Annotated in this window: 16 protein-coding genes and 2 rRNA genes (1 of these 18 only partly in view); 11 read left to right on the top strand and 7 right to left on the bottom strand. The window is 68.0% G+C overall.

Going from position 1 to position 16615, the window contains the following annotated elements:
• Positions 1-179 precede the first annotated feature (179 nt).
• The 3 genes from FVA80_RS08115 (at position 180) to FVA80_RS08105 (ending at position 2113) form a co-directional block, all read left to right on the top strand.
• Entirely contained in the window at positions 180-1157 is a 978-nt protein-coding gene (locus FVA80_RS08115) for a quinone oxidoreductase (protein WP_147909577.1), read from the top strand.
• Positions 1154-1780: a bifunctional nicotinamidase/pyrazinamidase gene (gene pncA / locus FVA80_RS08110; RefSeq protein WP_147909578.1), complete on the top strand. Its 627-nt coding sequence runs from the start codon at positions 1154-1156 to the stop codon at positions 1778-1780. The genes FVA80_RS08115 and pncA overlap by 4 nt, the downstream gene beginning before the upstream one ends.
• 132 nt (positions 1781-1912) lie before the next feature.
• A complete protein-coding gene (locus FVA80_RS08105; protein WP_147909579.1) occupies positions 1913-2113 on the top strand; it encodes a hypothetical protein in 201 nt (66 codons plus the stop codon).
• Positions 2114-2180: 67 nt separating this feature from the next.
• Here FVA80_RS08105 and FVA80_RS08100 read toward each other — a convergent pair whose 3' ends face one another.
• The 3 genes from FVA80_RS08100 to rimO form a co-directional block, all read right to left on the bottom strand.
• A complete protein-coding gene (locus FVA80_RS08100; protein ID WP_147909580.1) occupies positions 2181-2414 on the bottom strand; it encodes a hypothetical protein in 234 nt (77 codons plus the stop codon).
• Positions 2415-2555: 141 nt separating this feature from the next.
• A complete protein-coding gene (dinB, locus tag FVA80_RS08095; RefSeq protein WP_147909581.1) occupies positions 2556-3638 on the bottom strand; it encodes a DNA polymerase IV in 1083 nt (360 codons plus the stop codon).
• Positions 3639-3755: 117 nt separating this feature from the next.
• Positions 3756-5108, bottom strand: a complete 1353-nt coding sequence (rimO, locus tag FVA80_RS08090) for a 30S ribosomal protein S12 methylthiotransferase RimO (RefSeq protein ID WP_147909582.1) — start codon at positions 5106-5108, stop codon at positions 3756-3758.
• Positions 5109-5502: 394 nt separating this feature from the next.
• On the opposite strand from rimO, the gene pabB reads away from it, so the two are divergent.
• From pabB to FVA80_RS08065, 5 genes are all read left to right on the top strand, one after another.
• The gene (gene pabB, locus FVA80_RS08085; protein ID WP_246692314.1) at positions 5503-6894 is read left to right on the top strand and encodes an aminodeoxychorismate synthase component I; all 1392 of its coding nucleotides are present in this window, start codon (positions 5503-5505) and stop codon (positions 6892-6894) included.
• Positions 6891-7502: an aminodeoxychorismate/anthranilate synthase component II gene (locus FVA80_RS08080; protein WP_147909583.1), complete on the top strand. Its 612-nt coding sequence runs from the start codon at positions 6891-6893 to the stop codon at positions 7500-7502. The genes pabB and FVA80_RS08080 overlap by 4 nt, the downstream gene beginning before the upstream one ends.
• Positions 7489-8352 carry an aminotransferase class IV gene (locus FVA80_RS08075; protein WP_147909584.1) on the top strand — a complete coding sequence of 288 codons (864 nt, stop codon included), beginning with the start codon at positions 7489-7491 and terminating at the stop codon, positions 8350-8352. The genes FVA80_RS08080 and FVA80_RS08075 overlap by 14 nt, the downstream gene beginning before the upstream one ends.
• Positions 8349-8765, top strand: coding sequence for a DoxX family protein (locus tag FVA80_RS08070; RefSeq protein WP_147909585.1), 417 nt, complete (start codon positions 8349-8351; stop codon positions 8763-8765). Before FVA80_RS08075 ends, FVA80_RS08070 begins: the two co-directional genes overlap by 4 nt.
• Positions 8766-8975: 210 nt before the next feature.
• Positions 8976-9236, top strand: a complete 261-nt coding sequence (locus tag FVA80_RS08065) for a hypothetical protein (protein ID WP_147909586.1) — start codon at positions 8976-8978, stop codon at positions 9234-9236.
• A 159-nt stretch (positions 9237-9395) separates the two neighbouring features.
• On the opposite strand, the gene attM is transcribed toward FVA80_RS08065, so the two are convergent.
• Positions 9396-10187 carry an N-acyl homoserine lactonase AttM gene (gene attM, locus FVA80_RS08060; protein WP_187193618.1) on the bottom strand — a complete coding sequence of 264 codons (792 nt, stop codon included), beginning with the start codon at positions 10185-10187 and terminating at the stop codon, positions 9396-9398.
• A 362-nt stretch (positions 10188-10549) separates the two neighbouring features.
• Here attM and FVA80_RS08055 point away from each other — a divergent pair, with 362 nt between their 5' ends.
• Positions 10550-11107: a ferritin-like domain-containing protein gene (locus FVA80_RS08055; protein WP_147909588.1), complete on the top strand. Its 558-nt coding sequence runs from the start codon at positions 10550-10552 to the stop codon at positions 11105-11107.
• A 167-nt stretch (positions 11108-11274) separates the two neighbouring features.
• Here the strand turns inward: FVA80_RS08055 and FVA80_RS08050 are convergent, their stop codons facing one another.
• From FVA80_RS08050 to FVA80_RS08040, 3 genes are all read right to left on the bottom strand, one after another.
• Complete coding sequence (locus tag FVA80_RS08050; RefSeq protein ID WP_147909589.1) at positions 11275-11604, bottom strand: hypothetical protein; 330 nt, start codon at positions 11602-11604, stop codon at positions 11275-11277.
• Positions 11605-11680: 76 nt separating this feature from the next.
• Positions 11681-12550, bottom strand: coding sequence for a nucleoside triphosphate pyrophosphohydrolase (gene mazG / locus FVA80_RS08045; protein WP_147909590.1), 870 nt, complete (start codon positions 12548-12550; stop codon positions 11681-11683).
• 121 nt (positions 12551-12671) lie between these two features.
• A complete protein-coding gene (locus FVA80_RS08040; RefSeq protein WP_246692313.1) occupies positions 12672-12845 on the bottom strand; it encodes a hypothetical protein in 174 nt (57 codons plus the stop codon).
• A 625-nt stretch (positions 12846-13470) separates the two neighbouring features.
• On the opposite strand from FVA80_RS08040, the gene FVA80_RS08035 reads away from it, so the two are divergent.
• Positions 13471-14950, top strand: a 16S ribosomal RNA gene (locus FVA80_RS08035).
• Between the two features lie 464 nt (positions 14951-15414).
• Positions 15415-16615 (top strand): 23S ribosomal RNA (locus FVA80_RS08030) (it continues 1596 nt past the right edge of the window).
• The 16S and 23S rRNA genes sit together here, the layout of an rRNA operon.

The following is a 16615-nucleotide window of genomic DNA, read 5'->3' as shown; positions in this document are numbered from 1 at the left end:
GGTCGGCCTCAAGATAGGCTGCGCGGGGGGCCGGATCCAGGATTGGGATTCCGGGTTTCGGGTTTCAGATCGGGCCGCAACCGCAGGGCGAACGGCAAAAAGCAATTGCCTCCGGCGGGGCCTCCGTTATCTCGAGTCCGCGACGTCCCGGCGCAACGGGACTTGAGCGGAGTACGATGATGCCGAAGGCGATCCGGGTCTACGAGTACGGCGGCCCCGAGGTGATGAAGTTCGAGGACGTGCCCCTGGCCGAGCCGGGCCCCGGGCAGATCCGGGTCCGCCAAGCCGCCATCGGCGTCAACTTCATCGACATCTACTTCCGCACCGGCGCCTACAAGTCGCCGCACCTGCCCTACACCCCCGGCAAGGAGGGCGCCGGCACCGTCACGGCGGTGGGCGAGGGGGTCTCCAACATCAAGACCGGCGACCGGGTGGCCTACGGCTCGGTGCCGGACGGCTGCTACGCCGAGGAGGCAGTGATCCCGGCCGCGGCGGCCGTTCCGATCCCCGACGGCGTCGACGAGAAGACCGCCGCCGCCATGATGCTGAAGGGCCTGACCGCCGAGTACCTGCTGCACCGGACCTACGCGGTGAAGCCCGGCGACACGATCCTGTGGCACGCGGCCGCCGGCGGCGTCGGCCTGATCGCCTGCCAATGGGCCAAGCAGATCGGCGCCACCGTGATCGGCACCGCCGGCAGCCCCGAGAAGGCCGAACTGGCCAAGCAGAACGGCTGTGACCACGTCATCCTGTACCGCGAGGAGGATGTCGCCAAGCGGGTGCGCGAGATCACCGGCGGCAAGGGCGTGCCGGTGGTCTATGACGGCGTCGGGCAGGCGACCCTGATGGGCTCGCTCGACAGCCTCGCGCCGATGGGCCTGCTGGCGAGCTTCGGCTCGGCCTCCGGGCCGATCACCGGCCTCGACCTCGGCCTGCTCGCCCCGCGCGGCTCGCTCTACGTGACGCGGCCGACCCTGGCGACGTTCTCGTCGAACCGCGCCACCCTGGAGGAGGCGGCCGCCCGCCTGTTCAAGGTGGTCGGCGACGGCGCCGTGAAGATCGCCGTCAACGCGACCTACCCGCTCGCCGAGGCGCAGACCGTGCACCGGGACCTCGCCGGACGCGAGACCACCGGCTCGATCGTGATGCTGCCGTGACACCCGGCGCCGCCGACCTGCTCCTCGTCATCGACGTGCAGGTCGATTTCCTGCCGGGCGGGGCCCTCCCCGTCCGGGACGGCGACGCGGTGGTCGCGCCGATCAACGCGCTCCAGCACCGCTTCCGCCACGTGGTGCTGATGCAGGACTGGCATCCGGCCGACCACGTATCCTTCGCCGAAAGCCATCCCGGGCGGGCCCCGTTCGAGACCGTGGCGCTGCCCTATGGCCCACAGGTGCTGTGGCCTCGGCACTGCGTCCAGGGCAGCCTGGGCGCGGGCTTCGCGCCGGGGCTGGCCACCGACCGGGCGAGCCTGGTGGTCCGCAAGGGCCTGGACCCCCGGGTCGACAGCTATTCGGCGTTCCTGGAGGCCGACCGCATCACCCGCACCGGGCTCGCCGGCGCGCTGGCGGAACGCGGCATCACCCGCGTCGTCCTGTGCGGCCTCGCGACCGATTTCTGCGTGCTCTGGAGCGCGCTGGATGCCCGCGACGCGGGCTTCGAGGTCCAGGTGATGGAGGATGCCGTGCGCGGGATCGACGTGGACGGCTCGCTCGCCCGGGCCTGGGCCCGGATGGAGGCGGCCGGCGTGCGCCGGATCGCGTCGGCCGAGATCGCGTAGCGCGCCATCCCGGCGGCTGGCTGTCGGCGCGTGGGGGATCGGCGGGGGATCGAGAGGCGAACCGCCGCACGGCGACCGCGCGACCGCCCCCGTCCCGACGCGTTGGACTGGCACCAGCCAACAGGAGCCAGCATGTCAGGCAAGCACCCGAAGACCGATACGCCCACGGACGCCGACCTCAAGGGCAATCCCGGGATCGGCACCTCGAAGGGCATGACCGGCGCCGACCCGGAAGATCTGGAGGCGGATTCCACCTTCGAGGGCGACGTCGAGAACGAGACCAAGCCCGACGGCGGCATCGACCCGAACCACCGCCCGCGCAAGAACGCCTGATCCAAGGCGCCTGATTCCAGACGCCTGATCCGAGAAGCCCGGGCCGGCTTGGCCCGGGCCATGGGCGTCAGCGGGCGCGGGTCGGCGCCTTCGGGCGCTGCGGCACGGCGGTCCCATCGGTGAGGAAGCCGGCGCCCGGGCCGCCCGAGGACACGTAGAGCTGCGGCGGGCTCGCGCTGTAGCCCCGCAGCAGGATCGCGTTGGCGGCCCCGAAGGACGCGGTGCTGTCGGCGCGGGCGGCACCCACCGGGACACCGAGCAACAGGGCGGTGGCCAGGGCCAGGGAGATCGATTTCGACATTGGGACGGGACCTTTTGTTTCGTGAGGTGGCGGGCAACGCCGGCCGCACCGGATCGGTCCTATCTGTGGTTGATAAGTCGCACCTGACGTGTGCCGCCGCACAGCCCACGCGACCGCGCTCCATCGACCGGCCGAGGCGGATCAGAGCCCGAGCCCAAGCTGCAGCGGCTCTTCCTTCTCCCCCTGCTCGAAGCCCGAGAGTGCGATCCCGATCAGCCGCGCGCTGCGCCGGAGGGGGAACAGGCCGGAGAGCAGTTCCAGCCCGATCCGCTCCAGGGCGGCCCGATCGGCCACCGGGGCGGGGAGGGACCTCGCCCGGGTGACCTGGGCGAAATCCGAGAACTTCAGCTTCAGGGTCACGGTCCGGGCCCGCATCCCCTTGGCCTCGGCCCCGCCCCAGACCTTGTCGAACAGGGGCGCGAGCCGCTCGGCCAGGATCGTGAAGGCGGCCGTATCCTCCGAGAAGGTGGTCTCCGCCCCGATCGACTTGCGCACCCGGTGGGCGCGGACCGGCCGCATGTCGAGCCCACGGGCGACCGCGTGGTAATAGGCCCCGGCCGACCCGAAGGTCTCGCGCAGGCGGTCCGGATCCCAGGCGCGCAGGTCGGCCCCGGTCTCGATGCCGAGCCGCTTCATCTTCGCTTCGGTGACCGGGCCGACGCCGTGGAACCGACCGATCGGTAGGGCGGCGACGAAATCCGGCCCCATGGACGGGGTAATGACGAACAGGGCGTCGGGCTTCCTGAAGTCGGAGGCGACCTTGGCCAGGAACTTGTTGTACGAGACCCCGGCCGAGGCGACGAGGCCGGTGCGCTCCAGGATCTCGGCCCGGATCGCCTTGGCGACCGCGGTCGCGGTCGGAAGGCCCAGCAGGTTCTCGGTGACGTCGAGATAGGCCTCGTCCAGGGCGACCGGCTCGATCACCGGCGTGTGCCGGGCGAACACCGCCCGGATCTCCTCGGAGACCGCCCGGTAGACCTCGAAGCGCGGCTTGACGAACAGCAGGTCCGGGCAGAGCCGCCGGGCGGTGGCCGACGGCATGGCCGAGCGCACGCCGAACCGCCGCGCCTCGTAGCTCGCCGCCATCACCACGCCGCGCTCCCGGGAGCCGCCCACGGCGAGCGGCAGCCCGCGCAGGACGGGATCGTCGCGCTGCTCCACGGAGGCGTAGAACGCGTCCATGTCGATATGGATGATCTTGCGGAGCGCGACCTCCGGATCCATCGCGGCCTCGGGGTCCGGGCTGAAGTTCCTGCTATGTTCCAGACATGCCGGACCGGACGCCCGGGTCAACCGCTCCGATCCGACGGCGCACAGGGGATTGCGCGCAATCCGGGGCCATCAGGTCACGGTGCCGTAGAGGTCGTAGGCGTCGGCCCGGTCGATCTTCACGGTGACGATGTCGCCGGAGCGCACCGGGCGCCGGAACGCGGCGTGGACGTTGCCGTCGATCTCGGGGGCGTCGGCCTTCGACCGGCCCTTGGCGATCCCGCCCTCGACGGAATCGACGATCATGGCCAGCCGCTTGCCGACCTTGGCCCGCTGGAGCCGCAGCGAGATCGCGTTCTGCGTCTCCATGAACCGGCGCTTGCGCTCGGCCTTCAGCTCCGGCGGCACGAGGTCGCCCAGGGCGTTGGCGGTAGCGCCGGCCACGGGCTCGTACTCGAAGCAGCCGACGCGCTCGAGCCTGGCCTCCTGTAGCCAGGCCAGCAGCTCCTCGAACTCGGCCTCGGTCTCACCCGGGAAGCCGACGATGAAGGTCGAGCGGATCGCGAGGTCCGGGCAGGTCTGCCGCCAGCTGCGGATCCGGTCGAGCTGGCGCTCCTGGTTGCCGGGCCGGCGCATCCGCTTGAGCACGGAGGGGCTGGCGTGCTGGAGCGGCATGTCGAGGTAGGGAAGCACCTTGCCCTCGGCCATCAGCGGGATGACCTCGTCCACGTGCGGGTAGGGGTAGACGTAGTGCAGCCGCACCCAGGCCCCGAGCTCGCCGAGCTCCTTGGTCAGGTCGTAGAACTTCGCCCGCACGCTCCGGTCGCGCCACGGGCTCTCGGCGTAGCGGATGTCGACCCCGTAGGCGCTGGTATCCTGCGAGACGACCAGCAGCTCCTTCACGCCGGCCTTGACCAGCTTATCGGCCTCCCGCAGCACATCACCGGCCGGGCGGCTGACGAGATTCCCGCGCAAGCTCGGGATGATGCAGAAGCTGCAGCGGTTGCTGCAGCCTTCCGAGATCTTCAGGTAGGCGTAGTGGCGCGGGGTGAGCTTGATCCCCTGCGGCGGGACGAGATCGAGGAACGGGTCGTGGGCCGGAGGCACCGCCTCGTGGACCGCCGCCACCACGGATTCGTAGGCCTGCGGCCCGGTCACGGCGAGCAGGTCCGGGTATTTCGCGCGGATCTCTTCCGGCTGCGCGCCCATGCAGCCGGTGACGATCACCCGGCCGTTCTCGGCCATGGCCTCGCCGATCGCCGAGAGCGATTCCGCCTTGGCCGAATCCAGGAACCCGCAGGTGTTGACGATCACCACGTCCGCCCCGTCGTGGCGGCGGGCCAGCTCGTAGCCCTCGGCGCGCAGGTGCGTGAGGATCCGCTCGGAATCGACGAGCGCCTTGGGGCAGCCCAGCGAGACGAACGAGATTTTCGGGGCGGCCCCGGGGACGGCGTCCCGGGGGGCGGGCGTGGCGGTTGCGGTCATGGTCGCATTCGGAAGACGGGTCGGACGCCACCCTCGCGTGCGGCCGGTGGATCGGGTCGCACGGCGCACGAGGACAGGCATTCGGGATCGCGCCCCTATAGCGGTTCTGACGCGCTCGCGCGAGACCGGCCGCCGCAGGGGTACCCGGCCCCGCGCGGGAGGCTCGGCGCCGGAGGTGCGGCACATCGCCGAAACTTGGCTGTTCGCAGGGCTTTGCCGGCGGCTCCTGAGATCCCACATCAGGTGCGGCCCGCCATCTCCCGAACCCGGGACGGACCCCGACCGCCCGCGACGGGCGGGGCCTTGCGCGGAACTGCCGCTTTCCCCGCGGCATCGCCTGTGCAACGGCAGCGTGCGGGGCGCGTGCCCTCAGGACATCAGCCCGAACCCGGTCATGTGGACCCAAGAGATCTGGACCCGAGAGATCCCCTTCGTCGATCCCGTCGCGGCGGCCGCCCGGCTGCGGCCCCTGCCGGATCTCGCCTTCCTCGACAGCGCCATGCGGCACGACGCGCTGGGGCGGCACTCGATCGTGGCCGCCGACCCGTTCGCGCGGTTCCGGTTCCGGGACGGGCGCGCGACGCTGGACGGGCGCCCGGTGTCGGGCGGCCCGTTCGCTGCGCTGCGGGCCTGCCTGGCCCCCTACCGGATCGAGCCCGATCCGGACACCCCGTTCCCGGGCGGGGCGATCGGCTATCTCGCGTATGATCTCGGCGCGCAGCTGGAGCGGGTCGCGGCCCCGGCCCGGCGGGCGGGGCTCACCGACGACATCGCGGTCAACCTCTACGACACGGTGCTGGTGATCGACCACGCCGCCGGGACGTGCCGGCTCGTCGCCACGGGATTTCCCGAGACCGAGCCGGCCGCCCGGCAGGCCCGCGCCGAGGCGCGGCTCGCCGCCTTCACCGACCGGCTCGGCACTGCGACCGAGCCCGAGGAGGCACCGCCCCAACCTGCAAAAAACCTCGCGTGGCACTCGAACTTCGACCGGCAAACCTACGAAGGGGCTGTCGAAAAGGTCCGCGCCTATATCCGGGCGGGCGATATCTACCAGGCCAACATCGCCCAGCGCTTCAGTGCCGACCTGCCGACGGGCTTCGACCGGTTCGCGCTCTACCGGCGCCTGCGCGCCACCAATCCGGCGACCTTCGGGGCCTATCTGGAACTGGCCGGGCTGACCGTCGCGTCGTCCTCCCCGGAGCGCTTCATCCGGCTCGACGGCCGGCACGTCGAGACCCGGCCGATCAAGGGCACCGCCCGCCGGCTCGACGACCCGGAGGCCGACCGGGCCGCCGCCGAGGCGCTCCTGGCCTCGGTCAAGGAGCGGGCCGAGAACGTCATGATCGTCGACCTGCTGCGCAACGACCTGTCCCGGGTCTGCGCGCCGGGCAGCGTCGCCGTACCCACCCTGTGCGGGCTGGAGACCTACGCCAACGTCCACCACCTGGTCTCGGTGGTGACCGGGACCTTGCGCGACGGGCTCGACGCCCTCGACCTGCTGGAGGGCACCTTCCCCGGGGGCTCGATCACCGGCGCCCCGAAGATCCGCGCCATGGACATCATCACCGAGATCGAGGGCGACGCCCGGGAGCTCTATTGCGGCGCCATCGGGCGGATCGGCTTCGACGGCGCGCTCGACACCGCGATCGCGATCCGCACCGTGTTCATGGACGAGACCCGGGCGGTCCTGCAGGCCGGCGGCGGCGTGACCCTGCTGTCGGAGCCGGGCCCGGAATACGACGAGACGCTCGCCAAGGCCGCCCGGGTGTTCGAGGCCTTCGCATGATCCTCGTCCTCGACAACTACGATTCCTTCGTCTTCAACGTCGTCCGCTACCTGGAGGAGCTGGGCGAAGAGGTCCGGGTGGTGCGCAGCGATGCGGTCGACGTCGCCGGCATCCGGGCGCTCGCCCCGGACGCCCTGGTAGTGTCGCCGGGCCCCTGCACCCCCGCGGAGGCCGGCATCTCGCTGCCGGCGATCCGCGACCTGTCCGGCGCGGTGCCGATCCTCGGGGTCTGCCTCGGCCACCAGGCGATCGGCGCCGCGTTCGGCGGCACGGTGGAGCGCGCGCAGCGCCCCCTGCACGGGCAGGCGACCCCGATCGCGCACCGGGGCGAGCGGCTGTTCTCCGGACTGCCCGCGCCGATGCCGGTCGGGCGCTACCACTCGCTGGTGGTCACCCCCGGCCCGGACATGGACAAGCACCTCTCGGTCGACGCGGTCTCGCAGGAGGGCGAGGTGATGGCGCTCTCGCACCGGACCCACCCGACCTACGGCATCCAGTTCCACCCGGAATCGGTGCTGACCGAGGGCGGCCACGCCCTGTTCGCCAATTTTTTAGGACTGGCCCGCGCTTGGCGGGGCGAGCACGGGCGCGACGATGCTGTGGCGTGACGGAGCGATCGTCCCCGGGACGCAGGCATCCCTGGACCACACCGATCGGGGCCTGACGCTCGGCGACGGCCTGTTCGACACGGCGCTCGCGCTGGGCGGCCGGGTGGCCTTCGAGGAGGCCCATATCGCCCGGCTCGTCGCCGGGGCGGAGACCCTCGGGATCCCCGCCGAGGCGGACCGGATCCGCGCCGCCATGCGGGCGCTCGCCGGGCAGGGTAGGGGAGACCCGGACAGGCTGGCGATCCGCACCACCCTCACCCGGGGCTCCGGCCCGCGCGGGCTGAAACCGCCGCCGGATCCGCATCCGACCCTGTTCGCCACTGCGGCGCCGAGCGCCAGGAGCGCGGCCTTCGCGCCGCTGCGGCTGTGGCCGACCGGGATCGCCCGCAACGACACCTCGCCCGCCGCCCGGCTGAAGACCTTAGGGTATCTGGACGCCGTGCTGGCCGCCCGCGAAGCCGCCGCTTCGGGCTTCGACGAATCCCTGTTCTGCAACACCCGCGGCCGCGTCGCCTGCGCGGGCACCGGCAATGTCTTCGCGGTGCTCGGCGACAGGCTGATCACGCCGCGGCTCGCCGACGGCGTGCTCGCCGGGATCATCCGCGCGGAGGTGCTGGGGCTGGCGGGGGCGTGCGGATTGCGCCCGGAGGAGGGCTCCCTGAGCCTGTCCGAACTCCTCGGCGCCGAGGCCGTGTTCGTCACCAACTCCCTGCGGCTGCTGGCCCCCGTGACCGCCATCGGCGCCACCGCCTTCGCCAGCGCGGAACACCCGGGCGTCGCCCGGCTGATGGCGGCGCTCCGAACCGCACTCGCCCGCGCCTGCGGCGTCACGGAAGACAAGGTCGGATGACTGGACCGGACACTGAGGCCTGGCGGCGCCGGCTGCGCTACGGGCTGGCCCTGGTCTATGCCGGGATCGGGATCGTCCACCTCGTGGCCGCCGACGCGATGCTGCCGCTGATGCCGGACTGGGTGCCGGCGCCGCGGTTGATGATCCTGGCCACCGGCCTGTGCGAGATCGCCGGGGCGATCGGGCTTCAGACCCGGTCGCTGCGCCGGGCGGCCGCGATCGGGCTCGCCGTCTACGCGGTCTGCGTCTACCCGGCCAACCTGAAGCACGCCTTCGCGGCCGTCCACGTCGAGGGCATCCCGGATTCCTGGTGGTACCACGGACCCCGGCTGGCGTTTCAGCCGGTCTTCGTCTGGGCGGCGCTGTGGGCCGGCGGTCTGATCGACTGGCCGTTCGGCGCGCGCCGGCGCTGAGGCGCCGGCCGGTCGATCCCCGGGCGGCCCGGCATTCGTCGCGCCCCCAGGACAGGACGGCGAGCAATCCCCGAGAAACCGTGATCACAGGATCCACGGATCGCAGGCTCACGGCAGGCTTTGATCCCGGGATCACTGCGGATAGACTGCGGTGCGGTCGCCGCACGCGCTGGAACATCGCGTCGCACGGCCCCGATACGGGCGAACTGCATGACCAAGCGCCGCGCGGCCGGCCGAACGACACCGCACGCCGATACGCTGCCGGAGCAGGCCGCGGTCGAGCGCGCCATCGAGGCCGTCCTCGACCGCCTGCGTCCCAAGGACCGCCAGGAGACCAAGAATCGCCAGGACACCAAGAATCGCCAGGGCGTCAGGGAGCGCCCGCAACCCAAGTCGGCCGGCCCAGCCACGTCCCGCCGCCCGGCGACCGAGGCCCCCCGGAAGCCCGGTCCGGACCGGAAGGCCGATTGAACGGCCGGATGCGGCCGGGCGCAGCCCCCGTTCCGAAGGGCGAAGATTGCCCCCAGGACGATCGTGTTGCGCACCCTGCCGGGTCTCGGAACCAGCATGGTGCGCATCGATCCGCATCGTTTTTTCCGAAAGGCGGCGGCCGCCTTTCGGCACGATGCGCTAAGCGTAGAAGGCGGGGGCCTTCTTGAACATCGGCCACGCATCCGGATCGTGACCGGTCACGATCTCGGCCCCCGTCTTGTTGGCGATGCCGTGCAGCTTCTGGACCGAGCGGACGCAGTCGACGGCCGAGGCCAGGAAGCCCGGCAGCGCTTTCTGGTTCCAGTGATCGAGCGTGTAGGCCGCGTCGATCGTGAGCAGAACCGGTCTCGAAGCCGGCAACCGCACCAGAACCGATTGATGTCCAGGGGCGTGCCCCGGGGTAAACACCGTCGTCAGCGTGCCGTCGCCGTAGATGTCATGATAATCGTCGGCTGACCCGTTCAGGAAGTGCCACTTGAGATTGGGCCGGTCGAAATCAGCGCGGATATAGCCGCCTCGGGCGAACCAGTCCGGCGTGAACGCATATTCGTATTCCGACCGCTGGACGATGTGCGTGGCGTTCGGGAAGCGGCCGATCGCGCCCGTATGATCGAGGTGCAGGTGGGATTGAAGGACGTAGCGAACGTCTTCCGGATTGATCCCGAGGCGGCGCAGCTGGTCGACGCAGCCCTCCTCCTTTCGGAGCACGGGATAGTAGACGTCGGCGATGCTGCCCCAATAGGCGTGGGGATTTTCGGCGACCTCCACCGCGTTGCCGCCATCGATGATGGTATGTCCGGCCGGATGCGTGATCAGAAAGAACGGCACCGGAATCTCAAAATCCGCACCGTCGCCCTGGTTCATCTTGATGTTGTGAACCTTGCACTTCAGCGAGCCGGACTGGAGCATATATAGCTTTATAGCGCTCATTTTTCCCCCCAAATTCGATGCTTATGCTACATAATTCCTCCTCGGCCGATCGATTTTCAAACGTACTCATAAGGTCGATCGGGATATCAATACTCGGGCCTCGATCACATAGACTGCAGATCCGGGCCACAGAGTGTAGCGCGAAGCCTTCGTCTTCTTCAAGCGCCTTGGCGAACGTCTGTGGCGGCGTGGGCGCGGCCGTGACGCGCCGGCTCGGCGACGCCGGTCCGGGCGTGCCAGGGCACGGCCAAAAAGTTCCTCCACAGAACGAAGATATCGCCCGGAAACGACGGGGCGGACCGGCGTTCCCCGTCCGGAAGCCGCGTCCCCGAGACGGCGGCCCGCACTGGAGACGGACAGCCATGGCCAAGCCGAAGACGCTGCACGACGCCTTCTACGAGACCCTGAAGGACGTCTATTACGCCGAGAAGCAATCCGTGAAGGCGCTCAAGAAGTCCGCCAAGGCGGCCGAGCACCCGGAGCTGCGCCAGGCCTTCGAGACCCATGCCGAGGAGAGCGCCCAGCAGGTCGAGCGCCTGACCCAGGTGTTCGAGATCATCGGCAAGCCCGCCCGCGCCAAGACCTGCGAGGCGATGCAGGGCATCACCTCCGAGATGGAGGAGGATCTGGAGGATTTCGCCGACAGCCCGGCGGCCGACGCGGTGCTGGCCGCCTGCGCCCAGGCGGTGGAGCATTACGAGATCGCCCGCTACGGCACCCTCAAGACCTGGGCCCGCCAGCTCGGCCACGAGGAGGCCGCCAAGCTGCTCGACGAGACCCTACAGGAGGAGAAGAAGACCGACGCGCTGCTCTCCAAGATCGCCGAGACGATCAATGCCGAGGGCACCCCGGCGGACGACGACGCCGAGGCTCCGAAAGGCGAGGCTCCAAAAGGCAAGGCCCCGAAGAAGGCGGCCTGAGCGCGGCTGCGGCGGAGGAGGGGAGTCCGCTCCTCCGCCGGCCCAGGGATCCGCGTTTCCGAGGGGCTCAGCCCCGGCCGTTGTCGGGTGCGCGGATCGGGCTGGAATCGGGCCGACCGTACCCGTCACGTACCACGGCACAGGTCCGAGCTGCCCCCCCCAAAAAGTCACTTCGCGGGCTCGATCGCGCTGAGCGGCGTCCAGTAGCAGCGATCCTGCCCGCTCGTCAGGGCGAGGCACCCGTAGGTCACCGTCCGGTTCTCGAGCCGGACCGCTTCGCCGAGCTTCCACGACCGGCACTCGCCGCTGGCGAGGCTGCTCTTCAGGAGCTGCCCGAACGCCACCTCTTCGCCGGCCATGACCAGCTTGAACAGGCGATCGGTGACCTCCGGGGCGTGGCAGCCGAACCGCTCCTGGACGATGGTCTCGGCGCACGCGTCCCGGGGCAGGGACACCATGACGGCGAGGGCGGCGAAGGCGGAAAGGAGGATGCGCATGGGCCAAGGATAAGCGCCGGCCGCCGCCTGTCGAGCCCTCGGACCAGGGGCGCCATGCGGGGGAAAGCCGCGGCCGCTACCGCTTCTCGTCCCGCTTCACCGCCTGCCAGGCGGCCTCCATGGCGGCGAGATCCGAGCGGCCGAGCGCCCCGCCCGCAGACGTCAGGTGCTCCGCCATGGCGGCGAAGCGGCGCTCGAACTTGGCGGTTCCGTCGCGCAGCGCGGTCTCGGGATCGATCCCGGCATGCCGGGCGAGGTTGGCCACCGAGAACAGCAGGTCGCCGATTTCTTCCGACAGGGCCTGCGGATCGCCGGCTGCGAGGGCCTCGGCGACCTCGTCGGTCTCCTCCCGGACCTTGTCGATCACCTGCGCGGCGCTGCCCCAGTCGAACCCGTAGGACGCCGCCCGCCGGGAGATCTTTTCCGCCCGGGCCAGGGCCGGCAAGGCACGGGCAACGCCGCCGAGGGGATCCGGGTCGCCGGTGGCCGGATCCCGGGTCGCCCGCTCCTGTGCCTTGATCGCGGCCCACTGCGCCTCGACCTGGGCCGGGTCGCGCAGGGCCGAGCCCGCTTGGAGGGGGGCGCCGTCCGGCTCGAACACATGCGGGTGGCGCCGGATCAGCTTGTCGCCGATCGCCCGGGCCACGTCGTCGAACGCGAAGGCGCCCTCTTCCTCGGCCATCCGGGCGTGGAACACCACCTGGAGCAGAAGGTCGCCGAGTTCGTCGCGCAGGTCGTCCCGGTCGCCCCGCGCCACCGCGTCGGCGACCTCGTAGGCCTCCTCGATCGTGTAGGGCACGATGGTCGCGAAGGTCTGCCGGACATCCCAGGCGCAGCCGGATTCGGGATCGCGCAGGGCGGCCATCAGGCGCAGGAGCCTGCCGAGGGAGGCGGGCTCGCCGGCGGCCGGGGGCCCGGGCCGGCTTGAATCGCGTGTGTCGGTCATGCCCGCCGGGTTAGAGCAGGATGCGGGACAAGGAAATCCGGCCGTCCGGAGCGGACGTCCGGTCAGACCCGGGCGTCGCGTTCGCGGACCTGCTCGGCCTGCAGTTCGCTGAGATAGCCGGTCAGGCGGCCGGTGACGCCGGGGTCGGCGCATTGGACCCAGAGCGGAGCCGGCAGCGCCCGCGCGGGCAGCCGCCGCAGGAAGCCTCGGCCGACAGGGCCGCCTCCCCGCCCGAGGTGGCGGCCAGGAGCCGGGCCCCCGCCCGCGTACCGATCAGGATCGCAATCGTGGCCATGGACACCCTCACATCGCATCACCAACCCCGTGAGCGGCCTCGCGTTGCCTGGACCGGCGCCGGCGCCGATGCCGCGGCGCAGGCCGCCGTCGATGCAAGCGGTCGTCGATCACGGGATCCCAACCCGGCCCTTGCAGAACCGGGGAACCGACACTACTTCCGCAATCGTCGCCGGGGCCGCGCATCGCGGGTCGGTGGCTCCCTCGAGTTCGATTCGCGAGCCAGCCGCCCGGCGCAAGCCGGAGCCGTCTTCGCAATGCCGGCAAAGGGGTTGTTGACAGGGGAATGCGGGGCATCTTATACGGCGCCTCCCGACGCGGTGCCCAAGCAACGGCGAGCCGGTCGGACGGACTTTCCGAAGATTTCAGTAGGACTTGACCGGGGCAGCCTGGTGGTTTACTGGTCCCTTCAAGGTACTGGCGCAGGTCAGTTCCGCTCTTTGACAAGTGAATACGAGAAAGAGAAGCGTGGACGGCGCTCGTCCTTGCGGACCCGACGTGAGTTGGGTCGTCAAGAGGATGCGAGCTGTCATGCGCTTTTTGGAAGCTCACACGGTTCGGGTGGAAACGCCCGGATCAATGTGAGCCTTCGTCAAGATGACGTGATCAGCTTTGATCAATCTCTTCAACGTGAGAGTTTGATCCTGGCTCAGAGCGAACGCTGGCGGCAGGCTTAACACATGCAAGTCGAGCGGGCACCTTCGGGTGTCAGCGGCGGACGGTGAGTAACGCGTGGGAACGTGCCCTCTGGTTCGGAATAACTCAGGGAAACTTGAGCTAATACCGGATACGCCCTTTTTGGGAAAGGCTTGCTGCCGGAGGATCGGCCCGCGTCTGATTAGCTAGTTGGTGAGGTAACGGCTCACCAAGGCGACGATCAGTAGCTGGTCTGAGAGGATGATCAGCCACACTGGGACTGAGACACGGCCCAGACTCCTACGGGAGGCAGCAGTGGGGAATATTGGACAATGGGCGCAAGCCTGATCCAGCCATGCCGCGTGAGTGATGAAGGCCTTAGGGTTGTAAAGCTCTTTTATCCGGGACGATAATGACGGTACCGGAGGAATAAGCCCCGGCTAACTTCGTGCCAGCAGCCGCGGTAATACGAAGGGGCTAGCGTTGCTCGGAATCACTGGGCGTAAAGGGCGCGTAGGCGGCGTTTTAAGTCGGGGTGAAAGCCTGTGGCTCAACCACAGAATGGCCTTCGATACTGGGACGCTTGAGTATGGTAGAGGTTGGTGGAACTGCGAGTGTAGAGGTGAAATTCGTAGATATTCGCAAGAACACCGGTGGCGAAGGCGGCCAACTGGACCATTACTGACGCTGAGGCGCGAAAGCGTGGGGAGCAAACAGGATTAGATACCCTGGTAGTCCACGCCGTAAACGATGAATGCCAGCTGTTGGGGTGCTTGCACCTCAGTAGCGCAGCTAACGCTTTGAGCATTCCGCCTGGGGAGTACGGTCGCAAGATTAAAACTCAAAGGAATTGACGGGGCCCGCACAAGCGGTGGAGCATGTGGTTTAATTCGAAGCAACGCGCAGAACCTTACCATCCTTTGACATGGCGTGTTACCCAGAGAGATTTGGGGTCCACTTCGGTGGCGCGCACACAGGTGCTGCATGGCTGTCGTCAGCTCGTGTCGTGAGATGTTGGGTTAAGTCCCGCAACGAGCGCAACCCGTCCTTAGTTGCCATCATTCAGTTGGGCACTCTAGGGAGACTGCCGGTGATAAGCCGCGAGGAAGGTGTGGATGACGTCAAGTCCTCATGGCCCTTACGGGATGGGCTACACACGTGCTACAATGGCGGTGACAGTGGGACGCGAAGGGGCGACCTGGAGCAAATCCCCAAAAGCCGTCTCAGTTCGGATTGCACTCTGCAACTCGGGTGCATGAAGGCGGAATCGCTAGTAATCGTGGATCAGCATGCCACGGTGAATACGTTCCCGGCCTTGTACACACCGCCCGTCACACCATGGGAGTTGGTCTTACCCCGACGGCGCTGCGCCAACCGCAAGGGGCAGGCGACCACGGTAGGGTCAGCGACTGGGGTGAAGTCGTAACAAAAGGTAGCCGTAGGGGAACCTGCGGCTGGATCACCTCCTTTCTAAGGATTTTTGGATCTGCGGTCCGGTTCTGCCGGATCGCTGTGAGCCCAGGCATCACGCTCCGGCTCATCCATCGAAGGTCATTGGATACAAGGGTTCAGTCAGAACCCATTTTGCGGGACGGACGCCGTCCTCGTTTCTCTTTCTCGTTCCGGGCCATCGGGCTCCGCCGCTCCACATCGGGGTGCGCGTCGAGCCGGCCTGGATTGAAGTTTGCCGCGGCAGACGATTGACGAGGACCTTAGGGTTCGGTCGATCGCGCCGATTGGCGAAGACATCAGTGACATCGTGAAGAGGGAATGTGGCCGTTGGGGCGCGAAAGCGTCTACCCTGGCGGTCATGTTCGGCAAGCATACGGTGATTGGATCGGAAACGATCCGATCACTGGTCTTTTGTGACCGTGTCGCGCTGATCGGCCAGCCTTACGGCTGTCGGATCAGCGACGGACATCGATCACGAGAGCGATCAAGTGCCTTAAGAGCATTCGGTGGATGCCTTGGCGCTGAGGCGGCGATGAAGGACGTGGTACGCTGCGATAAGCCTTGGGGAGCTGCGAACGAGCTTTGATCCAGGGATTTCCGAATGGGGAACCCACCTTCGATTTTTTGTCATGTGGCCCTGGAGTTTTGGCTTCCGGTCCGCATGATGAAAGGTCAATGAAGGTATCAGACCTTGAATAAAATAGGGTTTGAAGCGAACCCGGGGAACTGAAACATCTCAGTACCCGGAGGAAAGGACATCAACGAGACTCCGTCAGTAGTGGCGAGCGAACGCGGATCAGGCCAGTGCCTGTGGTGAGTTTACCGGAACGGTCTGGAAAGGCCGGCGTGATGGGTGACAGCCCCGTACGGGACGGACGAACCACAGGACTCGAGTAGGGCGGGACACGTGAAATCCTGTCTGAACATGGGGACCACCCTCAAGCTAAAGTACTCCTCAGCGACCGATAGCGAACCAGTACCGTGAGGGAAAGGTGAAAAGCACCCCGACGAGGGGAGTGAAACAGCACCTGAAACCGGATGCTTACAAACAGTGGGAGCTCAAGGTTTGTCCTGAGTGACCGCGTACCTTTTGTATAATGGGTCAGCGACTTAAAGTTACGAGCGAGCTTAAGCCGATAGGTGGAGGCGCAGCGAAAGCGAGTCTGAACAGGGCGTTCAGTTCGTGGCTTTAGACCCGAAACCGAGTGATCTAGCCATGTGCAGGATGAAGGTGGGTAACACCCACTGGAGGTCCGAACCAGTGCCCGTTGAAAAGGTCTTGGATGACGTGTGGCTGGGGGTGAAAGGCCAATCAAACTCGGAAATAGCTGGTTCTCCGCGAAAGCTATTTAGGTAGCGCCTCGCGTGAATGTCTCACGGGTAGAGCACTGGATGGGCTAGGGCCGCCCACAGCGGTACCAAACCCAACCAAACTCCGAATACGTGAGAACACTGCGCGGGAGACACACGGCGGGTGCTAACGTCCGTCGTGGAGAGGGAAACAACCCTGACCGACAGCTAAGGCCCCCAATTCGTGGCTAAGTGGGAAAGGATGTGGGACTCCCAAAACAACCAGGAGGTTGGCTTAGAAGCAGCCATCCTTTAAAGAAAGCGTAACAGCTCACTGGTCTAAATAAGGGGTCCTGCGCCGAAAATGTAACGGGGCTCAAGCCACGAGCCGAA

Source organism: Methylobacterium sp. WL1 (assembly GCF_008000895.1).
GTDB lineage: Bacteria > Pseudomonadota > Alphaproteobacteria > Rhizobiales > Beijerinckiaceae > Methylobacterium.
This window is presented reverse-complemented; position numbering and strand designations above follow the sequence as displayed.

Bases quoted from the DNA above. Each gene is read 5' to 3' on its own strand.
- FVA80_RS08115 (WP_147909577.1), top strand. From the start codon at position 180: ATGCCGAAGGCGATCCGGGTCTACGAGTACGGCGGCCCCGAGGTGATG.
- FVA80_RS08105 (WP_147909579.1), top strand. From the start codon at position 1,913: ATGTCAGGCAAGCACCCGAAGACCGATACGCCCACGGACGCCGACCTC.
- FVA80_RS08100 (WP_147909580.1), bottom strand. From the start codon at position 2,414: ATGTCGAAATCGATCTCCCTGGCCCTGGCCACCGCCCTGTTGCTCGGT.
- dinB (WP_147909581.1), bottom strand. From the start codon at position 3,638: ATGGATCCGGAGGTCGCGCTCCGCAAGATCATCCATATCGACATGGAC.
- rimO (WP_147909582.1), bottom strand. From the start codon at position 5,108: ATGACCGCAACCGCCACGCCCGCCCCCCGGGACGCCGTCCCCGGGGCC.
- pabB (WP_246692314.1), top strand. From the start codon at position 5,503: ATGTGGACCCAAGAGATCTGGACCCGAGAGATCCCCTTCGTCGATCCC.
- FVA80_RS08080 (WP_147909583.1), top strand. From the start codon at position 6,891: ATGATCCTCGTCCTCGACAACTACGATTCCTTCGTCTTCAACGTCGTC.
- FVA80_RS08075 (WP_147909584.1), top strand. From the start codon at position 7,489: ATGCTGTGGCGTGACGGAGCGATCGTCCCCGGGACGCAGGCATCCCTG.
- FVA80_RS08070 (WP_147909585.1), top strand. From the start codon at position 8,349: ATGACTGGACCGGACACTGAGGCCTGGCGGCGCCGGCTGCGCTACGGG.
- FVA80_RS08065 (WP_147909586.1), top strand. From the start codon at position 8,976: ATGACCAAGCGCCGCGCGGCCGGCCGAACGACACCGCACGCCGATACG.
- attM (WP_187193618.1), bottom strand. From the start codon at position 10,187: ATGAGCGCTATAAAGCTATATATGCTCCAGTCCGGCTCGCTGAAGTGC.
- FVA80_RS08055 (WP_147909588.1), top strand. From the start codon at position 10,550: ATGGCCAAGCCGAAGACGCTGCACGACGCCTTCTACGAGACCCTGAAG.
- FVA80_RS08050 (WP_147909589.1), bottom strand. From the start codon at position 11,604: ATGCGCATCCTCCTTTCCGCCTTCGCCGCCCTCGCCGTCATGGTGTCC.
- mazG (WP_147909590.1), bottom strand. From the start codon at position 12,550: ATGACCGACACACGCGATTCAAGCCGGCCCGGGCCCCCGGCCGCCGGC.
- FVA80_RS08040 (WP_246692313.1), bottom strand. From the start codon at position 12,845: ATGGCCACGATTGCGATCCTGATCGGTACGCGGGCGGGGGCCCGGCTC.